Below are 8,581 nucleotides of genomic sequence, written 5' to 3'. Positions count from 1 at the left end.
GTGGCGGCTGTGGCGGCGGTGGGGGTGCTCGCCCTGACGGGCTGCGGGCCCAACCCCCTCCAGAACGCGGACTCGGGCAAGCCCACCGTCCTGACCACGTTCACGGTGCTGCAGGACATGGCCTCCGTGGTGGCCGGGGACCACGTGAACGTGGAGTCCATCACCAAACCGGGCGCGGAGATCCACGACTACGAGCCCACCCCGCAGGACGTCACCAAGGCCTCCCAGGCGCAGCTGGTCCTGGACAACGGCCTGCACCTGGAGCAGTGGCTCGAGCAGTTCACCTCCTCCGCGAACATCCCCCACAAGGTGGTCTCGGAGGGGGTGGAGGTGATGGACATCTCGGGCACCCCCGGCAAGCCCAACCCGCACGCGTGGATGAGCCCCGCCAACGCCCAGCGCTACGTGGACAACATCGTCACGGCCCTGAGCGAGCTGGACCCTGAGCACACCCAGCAGTTCCGGGACAACGGGGAGAAGTACAAGGCGCAGCTGCGTGAGATCGGGGACGGGCTCAGGAAGGAGCTGGATGCACTGCCCCGCAACCACCGCTCGCTCGTCACGTGCGAGGGCGCCTTCTCCTACCTGGCCCGGGACGCCGGCCTGACGGAGAAGTACATCTGGCCCGTGAACGCCGAGCAGGAGGCGACCCCGCAGCAGGTCAGCTCGGCCATCGAGTTCGTGGACCAGCACCACGTGCCCGCCGTGTTCTGCGAGTCCACCGTCTCGGACAAGCCCATGCGCCAGGTCGCGGAGGCCACCGGCGCCCGCTACGGCGGCACGCTCTACGTGGACTCCCTCTCCGAGAAGGACGGCCCGGTGCCCACCTACCTGGACCTGCTGCGCCACGACGCGGACACCATCTCCCGGGGCCTGTCCGGGAAGGCGCGGTGACGGCGGCGATCCGGGCGCGCGGCGTCGTCGTCGACTACGGCAGCGTGCGCGCGCTGGACGGGGTGGACCTGGAGATCGAGCCCGGGCACGTGACCGGGCTGGTGGGGATGAACGGCTCCGGGAAGTCCACGCTGCTCAAAGCGCTCACGGGCACGGTGGCGCTCACCGCGGGCGAGGTGCGGCTGCAGGGCATGGAGCCGCGCGCGGCCCGGGCGCGCGGGCTGGTGGGGTACGTGCCGCAGAGCGAGGACGTGGACTGGACGTTCCCGCTGTCCGTGCGGGACGTGGTCACCACGGGACGCTACGGGCACATGGGCCCCACCCGGCGGGCCCGCGCCGCGGACCGGGCCGCCGTGGCCGAGGCGCTCGAGCGCGTGGACCTCACGGGGCTCGCGGGGCGGCAGATCGGGCAGCTCTCCGGCGGGCAGCGCAAGCGCGTGTTCGTGGCGCGTGCCATTGCCCAGGGCGCGCGGATCATGCTCCTGGACGAGCCCTTCGCCGGGGTGGACAAGCGCAGCGAGGCGACGATCGTGCGGCTGCTGCACGAGCTCACCGACCAGGGCTGCGCGGTGGTGGTCGCCACGCACGACCTCCAGGCCCTCCCGGACCTCGCCCGGCACGTGGTGCTGCTGCGGCGCGCGGTGCTGTTCCACGGACCCGTGGCCCAGGGGCTGGCGCCCGAGCACCTGGTGCGCACCTTCGGCCTGGACGTGATGGCACGGACCCGGGCGGACGACGTCGCTCCCCCGGGCGCCGGACCCGACCCCGGGGCGTCGTCGACCACCCCCGAGAACGGAGCTCCCGCATGAGCCTGCTGGACCTGCTCACCCAGCCGCTGCAGTACGACTTCATGGCGCGCGCGCTCGTGACCACCGTGGCGGCCGCGGCGGTGTGCTCGGTGCTCTCGTGCTGGCTGGTGCTCGTGGGGTGGTCGCTCATGGGGGACGCGGTGTCCCACGCGGTGCTGCCCGGCGTGGTGCTCGCCTACATCCTGGGGATCCCGTTCACCGTGGGGGCGCTGCTGGCGGGCGTGCTCGCGGTGGTGCTGATCGGCGGGCTGCGCGGGACCAGCAGGATCAAGGAGGACGCGTCCATCGGGATCGTGTTCACCGCGCTGTTCGCCCTGGGGCTCGTGCTGATCTCCGTGACACCCAGCCAGACGAACCTCACGCACATCATCTTCGGCAACGTGCTGGGCATCTCCGGGGCGGAGCAGGTGCAGATCGTCGCGCTCTCCCTGGTGGCGCTGGGCATCATGGTGCTCAAGCGGCGGGACCTGACCCTCTACGCATTCGACCCCCTGCACGCCCACGCGATCGGACTCTCCCCCAAGCTGCTGGGCGCGCTACTGCTGGGCCTGCTCGCGGTGACCTCGGTGGCCGCCCTGCAGGTGGTGGGGGTGGTGCTGGTGGTGGCCATGCTCATCATTCCGGGCGCCACCGCGCACCTGCTCACGGACCGCTTCGGGGCCATGCTCGTGATCGCGCCCGCCGCCTCCACCGCCTCCTCCGTGGTGGGCATCTACCTCAGCTACTGGCTCAACGCCTCCCCCGGCGGGCTGGTGGTGCTGGTGCACGCGGCGGTTTTCGCGCTGGCGTACCTGCTCAGCCCCGCACACGGGGTACTGGGTGGCAGGCTCGCGGCACGACGACGCCGGCGGGCGCTGGTGGGGTAGGGCGCCTTGGCGGTCAGCGGCGTCAGGATCGCGGTGTAACCCTTTGCTGTGCTGTCGGTGCAACGAAACGGGCATCAAGTGTGTCCGGGTGAGGCCCTCACTCTTGGCGCCACTGCCGCGCAGAAGGGTCCCACGTGCCGCTCGTCTGTGCCCCTGACAGGATGGGGTTCAGACAGCGTCCTGCGCAGTGGAGGGAAGCCTCCAGGGGACGAAGCTGTTCCGGGAATCCGGAGAAGGCACGGGCGGCGCGAGGGTACTCCTTGACCCACACTTCATGGGGCGGGACGAGTTCCCGGGGGAGTTCAGCCATCCGACGGCGATGCGCTTCATGGCGCAGCATGGCGGCAAGCCGCTCCCCGTCAATGCTGAGATCACTCACCATCCGCACGAGATCTGCAAGATCTCGGTAGCGCGTAGAAAATGGGTGGGGCCCGGCATGTCGTTCGTACATGGCGCAGACCTTGTCCGCCATGTGGTTCTCGACCGGGACCACCGGAATGGGTGGCAGCTCATTCAAGACCTTGTGCTCGATCACGGGCTGAGGAGTGACGTACTGGACCGGCCACTGAACGTGACGACGCTGAGTGATGTCGATCGTGAAACGGTCGAACTCCAGCCCTCCCACGTGCACCGCGAGGTACGCCTTTGCAGTTTTCGTGCCGTATCCGTGGACGTCCCTGCGGTCGTGGTCCTGAACCCGGATCACGGTGATCCTGTAGGGATCTGTGACATTCCGAGTGACAGTCTCCGAGAGCTCAGCCTGCAACGCTTCCGGGCTCTCCCATTCCTGATCGCGAGCGAGATCGACATCTTGAGTGAAACGCCCTCCCCCCGTCCGGAGGAGCAGGGCATTGCCTCCGAGCACCATCCACCGGCCCGTGTCCTCCTCGAACAAGTGACGGAAGAACAGTGCGAAAGAGAACTGCTTCCGGAGATCAGCCGCGGAGACGCCTCGCCTCTGTGCCTCGGCACGCAGTTTGGATGACACCGAAGCGCGTTCAGCTTGAGGCGTCGCTGGGCGTCCTCGTGGTTTCATGCCCCGCTCCCCTGATCCTCGAGACGACAATCCCCGTCAGATTTGTCCGCCGACGAGCAGCCGTGCTCAGAACTTTTCTCGACGAGGTTCCGAGTCTGCGGGCTCGTTGACGGTACGAGTGCTCGGAAACCAGCGCCCTCCGCGATCAGTCGTCCCATCTCCCGGCCGAGGTCGGCCATGAACTCGGGAGTCTGGGCGCCCTGGGGCATGGAGTCCATGACGCCGTGGTTGAACGCAGTCACCCACTGGCGGCTCAGCATCCTGAACGAGCTGGACGATTCCGCAAGGTTCGCGACCACCTCAGGCAGCCCCGCCTGCTCCACACTGCTGTCGACCAGTTCGGAACCCTGGTCGTATCCATAGCGCCCAGCCACCTGGTCGAGCTGTGTCGCCAGGTCACGCCATCGAACGTCAGGGGTGCTCAGCGCATCTCGGATGATGTCGGCCAGGTGGTCGAAATCCACGCTGGCGGCCGCCAGGTCTCCCACCGTCCTGGGGATCGACGTCACCGGCAACCCCTCGACGATCTTGATGTCCCCGGACAGCTCACCTCGGTGGAAGAACACGTCGTCATGCGTCGTCTGACGCCGTTTTTCCACCGTGAACTCATGACGGGAGGGAATCAGGTCCCCGAGGGAGTGCACCGCAGCAGCGGAGACGTGCGAAACCGCCACCTCCACATCCGCTCCACGTCGATCTGCCGCAAGACGTTTCGAGTCGGTTGCCAACCATGCGGCACGCAGCTCCTGCAGTGGGCCGTGGTCAGCCGAGGGCAGGGCCCACACGCCGCGGCGCAGTGGGTGGATGACCCCGGCGTCCCGGAGGCGGCCAAGAGCAACCCGTGAGATCTCGTATGCACCAGCCTGAGCCGTGGTGATCAGGCCCCACTGGGAAGCGCCCAGTTCCTCCATGGTGGTGATCGCGTCCACTGTCCTCACGGGTCACCTCCAGATTGCTTGGTTTGTAACATCTAGATGTTACAAACCAAGCTTATAGGACCCACAGCCGGTGGAATTTGTTATATCCCCGTTCAGGACCCCGCACCCGCCAGCGACACCCACACCGCGTCGGTGGCGGTCTGTCCGAGGGCGACGCTGCGGGCGCCGTCGTCCAGCACGGCCTGGACCGAACCGGAGTAGGGCCCGCCAGAGTGGATCGCCAGGGGCACGCCCACCCCGATGCCGTGCTCGGCGAAGAAGCGCAGCAGCTCCGAGTCCCGGTCGGAGATGCGCTCCACACGCACGCGGGCGCCGTCGGCAACGGTGGAGAGCGAGACCGCGTCCGGGGAGGCGATGGAGCCGTCCCGGGCGGGGATCGGATCGCCGTGGGGGTCGCGGTCGGGGTGGCCCAGAAGGTCGTCCAGCCGGTCGACCATGAAGTCCGAGACAGCGTGCTCCAGGTGCTCGGCCTCTTCGTGCACCTGGTCCCAGCGGTACCCGAGCATCTCCACCAAGAAGGTCTCGATCAGCCGGTGCCGCCGCACCATCTCCACGGCGAGCGCCCGGCCCTGCTCGGTGAGCTCGATGGCGCCGTACGGGCTGTGCGCCACCAGACCCTGCTCCGTGAGCTTCTTGAGCGCGTCCGAGACGGTGGACAGGCGCAGACCCACTTTCTGGGCCACGGCGGAGGTGGTGACGGGCTCCGCAGACCACTCCCCCAGGATCCAGATGGCCCTCAGGTAGTTCTGGTGGCTCACCGACAGTTTCGCGACGGACATGATGGGGAGACTAACAAAGCGGGCGGGAGTGCCGGTCCGCGCGTCAGGGCCCGGGAGTCGGCTCGGCGGGCTGGGTCACCCCGTCGATCATCCGCCGCAGGAAGGTGGCCACCACGTCCCTCTCCGAGGTGGACATGTCGTTGACCACCGCCACCATCCGCCCGTGCATGTCCCGCAGGGTGGTGCGCACCTCGTGCTTGCCGTGCTCGGCGGGGACCACGACCACGGAGCGCCGGTCCTCGGGATGGGTCACGCGTTAGGCGTAGCCGTCCCGCACGAGCCGACCCACCAGGATGCTCGTGGAGGCGTTGGTGATGCCCAGCAACGAGACGATGTCTTTCTGACGCATCACCGCCCCCCTGCCCTCCGCGGAGATCAGGTGCCGCAGCGCCAGGATGTCCTTCTCCCCCATGTCCATGTCCGCCCGCACGCCGGTGCGCATGGTGGTCTCGGCGTCGCGGTACTGCCGCAGGAGCTTCAGCACGTCGACGCCGCTCGCGGACTCCTCGGAGTCGTCGTACCAGCAGTGCCGGGGCGTTCGACGCCCGCCGTCATAATCCCGATCCCTCGTCGCGCCGCGGGGTGGTGCCTCGAGGGGTTCTCACAGGTTCAGGTAGATTGACCAACTGTTAGTCGACCCATCAATCTGCGGCAGTTCACGATCCGAGCTCACGCAGAGCGGAGCCCCCCATGCTGCTCGCCCCTGATCCGGCACCGGAAACCACGGCGGTGCCCGTCAAGGACGTGGACCTCCCAGGGGCGACGTACGCCCCGGATGTCTCCCTGGCCTCCGTGGCCCGCGCGGCCACGCTGGGTGTTCAGGTGTACCCGTCGGTGGCGTCCGCTGACTTCGCCATCACGGGCGATCTGGACGACATGCATCTCACGGTCTCCCTCGCCTTCACCCCCAGCCCCGAGAACCAGCGCATCAAGGACGAGATCAGCACCGAGCTCATCCCCGGCCTGGAGATCATCCTGGGCGCCTCCTTCGCCCGCACCACCCTGGACTACGCGGTCGCGGAGCCGACCCTCACCTCCACCCCGGTCGTCGTAGCGTGAGCACCCCGGCGGACGACGCCGCCCGCTCCCTCGTCCACTGACGCTCACCTCGACCACGTCACCGTTCACGTTCCCGTCTGGAGGACGCCAGTGCGCAGAGGTGAGGGAAAGTCCATCCTGCTGGATCTTGTGAGCAAGGCGTGCTTCGTCGGCGCGGTTGCCCTGTTCGTCAACCACCACCTGCTGCTGGCAGGTGCTGCAGTCGTGGGATCCTTCGCGCTGAGCAGCTGGTCCGGGCGCGCCTCCGAGAACGGCCGGATCGATGAGGCCCTCACCGCGAAGGCGGAATGGGACCGGCTCCACCCGCCCGAGGAGGAATCCGAGAACCTCCCGAGTTGGAAGCGGCCCTGCGCCCCGGATACGGATACGGAGACGTCGCCGAGGCCGGAGGACGAGGACCGGCCGCCCAGCGCGCCGCGTAGAAACCGCTGAGAAGCTGCCCCTGCCGGATCGTGGGCCCTGCACACCGGACGTCCCCTCACCCGCCTCGCCCACCGGAACGCAGGCGCCCGCCCGCGGCTGACGTGCCACCGGGCCCGGGCGAAACTCACACCGACGCCGCCGCTGCCGCCGCCGCGGTGCTCGCCTCTTCCCGTTCGCTCAGGATGGCGAAGAGGTGGCGGCGCTTCTGCCGCAGGGTGCCCAGCACGGCCAGGGCGATGCCCCCGGCGATCCACGCACTCATGATCCACACCGGGGCCGCGAGGGAGACGTCCTGGAAGTAGATGGCGTCCCGGATGGCGGCCACGCCCTGGGGCGCGTAGAGCCACTCGTGGACCCAGCCGTAGAACCCGCCCACCATGTCCAGCGGCGCGGTCAGCCCGGAGGCGCTGAGGCCCAGCAGCGGCATGAGGAAGATGCACAACGGCATGGCCACCGGACCCAGCACCAGCATGAGTCCCGTGGTCACGGTGACGCAGGACAGGCACAGCAGGTAGAGCATGCACCACGGCACGAATGCGCTGCCGCTGAAGATCCCGAACACGGCCCACCCGTAGACCACCATGCCGGTGGCCACCACGGCGGGCATGAGGAACCACAGCAGCACGCGCAGCTTGGTGCCGGTGGGCATGAGGCTGCTGACCACTCCGGTCATGAACCCGCCCAGGATGGCACCGAGGGCCAGGTACGTGATCGTGGTCCCGTTGGGATCCCCATCCACCACCGCCGCGACGTCCTCCGTGTGCAGCTGCTTCTGCGCCTTCTGCGCCACCGGTGTGAACAGCTGGGTCACCGCGGCGTTCACCTGACGGCCGTTGGCACCCGCCGTGTAGAGGGTCCCGGTGGCGGGGTCGAAGGCCGCACGGGCGTCGTGGGTCCGCACCTCGTTCCTGCCGTCGTCCACGGTGTCCACCCGGTGGGCATCGAAGTCCCCGGCGGAGCTGTCCGTGAGCTGCCGGGCCAGGTCCGAGGCCTGGGCCCCGGTGCCGATCACGGCCACCTTCATGTCCCGGGGCGTGACGTCCACGGTGGTGCCCACCATGAGCATGGGCATCACGAGCATCATGAACAGCGGCAGCAGCATGCCCACCGTGATCATGCGCTTCTGCGTGAGCTTGGCGTCCACGGTGCGCCGGGGCGGAGCCGCGGGGTTCTGCATCGCGCCGATGGCCGAGGCCGGGGGCATCTGGGCCATCCGGTTGATGAAACCGTCCTCGAGCGGGCGCTCGGAGTCCGGCACGGCCGTGGAGCCCTCGGCACCCGCGTCCCGCGCGGCTGAAACCGTGTCCGCCGGATCGACGGACCGGGTGGGGTTCTGGTCGCTCATGCGTGCTTCACTTCCTGGGCCCGGTGACGCCCGCGAGCAGGCCGTGCGGCGTCGTCGTCGTCCGAATCGTGGGAGTCGTAGGCGGTGAGGAGGGGCTCGTCCGGGTGCTTGCGGGCGTGGTCCACCTGGTCCGCGATCACACCGCGGTCCTCCCCGGGGTGCGGCGAGCGCAGCGACCCGAGCCACAGCAGGCCCGCACCGAGCATGAGCCAGGTGGCCAGCAGGAGGATCCAGGGCCCCACGCCGTGGCCGTCGAAGTAGATGACGCGCTGCAGCAGCTCGCCGATGGCCCCGGTGGGCATCATGCGGTGGGTGACCTGGAAGAACCCGGGCATCATGTCCGGGCTGGTGGCGATCCCCGAGGCGGGGATGCCCAGGATCACGAACACGGTGATGCCCACGATCGTGGCGGCCTGGCCCAGGAGCCCGCCC

General features: G+C 68.9%; 12 protein-coding genes. 5 read left to right on the top strand and 7 right to left on the bottom strand.

Annotated elements, in window-relative coordinates; genetic code table 11:
• From CWC38_RS10030 to CWC38_RS10020, 3 genes are all read left to right on the top strand, one after another.
• A partial coding sequence (locus tag CWC38_RS10030; protein WP_240625208.1) for a metal ABC transporter substrate-binding protein occupies window positions 1-894 on the top strand: 894 nt, incomplete at its 5' end.
• Window positions 891-1,703: a metal ABC transporter ATP-binding protein gene (locus CWC38_RS10025; RefSeq protein ID WP_121846605.1), complete on the top strand. Its 813-nt coding sequence runs from the start codon at window positions 891-893 to the stop codon at window positions 1,701-1,703. The genes CWC38_RS10030 and CWC38_RS10025, both read left to right, overlap by 4 nt.
• A complete protein-coding gene (locus tag CWC38_RS10020) occupies window positions 1,700-2,569 on the top strand; it encodes a metal ABC transporter permease (RefSeq protein ID WP_121846604.1) in 870 nt (289 codons plus the stop codon). Before CWC38_RS10025 ends, CWC38_RS10020 begins: the two co-directional genes overlap by 4 nt.
• A 97-nt stretch (window positions 2,570-2,666) precedes the next feature.
• On the opposite strand, the gene CWC38_RS10015 is transcribed toward CWC38_RS10020, so the two are convergent.
• The 5 genes from CWC38_RS10015 to CWC38_RS12445 form a co-directional block, all read right to left on the bottom strand.
• Window positions 2,667-3,557, bottom strand: a complete 891-nt coding sequence (locus CWC38_RS10015) for a nucleotidyl transferase AbiEii/AbiGii toxin family protein (RefSeq protein ID WP_165860390.1) — start codon at window positions 3,555-3,557, stop codon at window positions 2,667-2,669.
• A gap of 44 nt (window positions 3,558-3,601) precedes the next feature.
• Entirely contained in the window at window positions 3,602-4,534 is a 933-nt protein-coding gene (locus CWC38_RS10010; protein ID WP_124106161.1) for a type IV toxin-antitoxin system AbiEi family antitoxin domain-containing protein, read from the bottom strand.
• A gap of 101 nt (window positions 4,535-4,635) precedes the next feature.
• Window positions 4,636-5,322 (bottom strand): metal-dependent transcriptional regulator, encoded by a 687-nt coding sequence (locus tag CWC38_RS10005; protein WP_121846601.1) that lies wholly within the window; start codon window positions 5,320-5,322, stop codon window positions 4,636-4,638.
• Between the two features lie 43 nt (window positions 5,323-5,365).
• Complete coding sequence (locus CWC38_RS12450; protein ID WP_240625207.1) at window positions 5,366-5,575, bottom strand: winged helix DNA-binding protein; 210 nt, start codon at window positions 5,573-5,575, stop codon at window positions 5,366-5,368.
• A 3-nt stretch (window positions 5,576-5,578) separates the two neighbouring features.
• A complete protein-coding gene (locus CWC38_RS12445) occupies window positions 5,579-5,806 on the bottom strand; it encodes a hypothetical protein (RefSeq protein WP_240625206.1) in 228 nt (75 codons plus the stop codon).
• 206 nt (window positions 5,807-6,012) lie between these two features.
• Here CWC38_RS12445 and CWC38_RS09995 point away from each other — a divergent pair, with 206 nt between their 5' ends.
• Window positions 6,013-6,381, top strand: coding sequence for a hypothetical protein (locus tag CWC38_RS09995; protein WP_121846600.1), 369 nt, complete (start codon window positions 6,013-6,015; stop codon window positions 6,379-6,381).
• Between the two features lie 129 nt (window positions 6,382-6,510).
• Entirely contained in the window at window positions 6,511-6,813 is a 303-nt protein-coding gene (locus CWC38_RS09990; RefSeq protein WP_124035151.1) for a hypothetical protein, read from the top strand.
• Between the two features lie 115 nt (window positions 6,814-6,928).
• Here CWC38_RS09990 and CWC38_RS09985 read toward each other — a convergent pair whose 3' ends face one another.
• Window positions 6,929-8,149: an ABC transporter permease gene (locus tag CWC38_RS09985; protein WP_121846598.1), complete on the bottom strand. Its 1,221-nt coding sequence runs from the start codon at window positions 8,147-8,149 to the stop codon at window positions 6,929-6,931.
• Window positions 8,146-8,581, bottom strand: a 436-nt coding sequence (locus CWC38_RS12125; protein WP_165860389.1) for an ABC transporter permease, incomplete at its 5' end; no start/stop codon positions are given. The genes CWC38_RS09985 and CWC38_RS12125, both read right to left, overlap by 4 nt.

This window comes from Kocuria tytonicola (assembly GCF_003687455.1).
Taxonomy (GTDB): domain Bacteria; phylum Actinomycetota; class Actinomycetes; order Actinomycetales; family Micrococcaceae; genus Kocuria; species Kocuria tytonicola.
Note: the sequence above shows the minus strand (reverse complement) of the source record. Positions and strands in the feature narration are given on the sequence as shown.

Excerpts from the sequence above, each read along its gene's own strand:
- CWC38_RS10005 (WP_121846601.1), bottom strand. The coding sequence starts at position 5,322 with ATGTCCGTCGCGAAACTGTCGGTGAGCCACCAGAACTACCTGAGGGCC.
- CWC38_RS09985 (WP_121846598.1), bottom strand. The coding sequence starts at position 8,149 with ATGAGCGACCAGAACCCCACCCGGTCCGTCGATCCGGCGGACACGGTT.
- CWC38_RS09995 (WP_121846600.1), top strand. The coding sequence starts at position 6,013 with ATGCTGCTCGCCCCTGATCCGGCACCGGAAACCACGGCGGTGCCCGTC.
- CWC38_RS10020 (WP_121846604.1), top strand. The coding sequence starts at position 1,700 with ATGAGCCTGCTGGACCTGCTCACCCAGCCGCTGCAGTACGACTTCATG.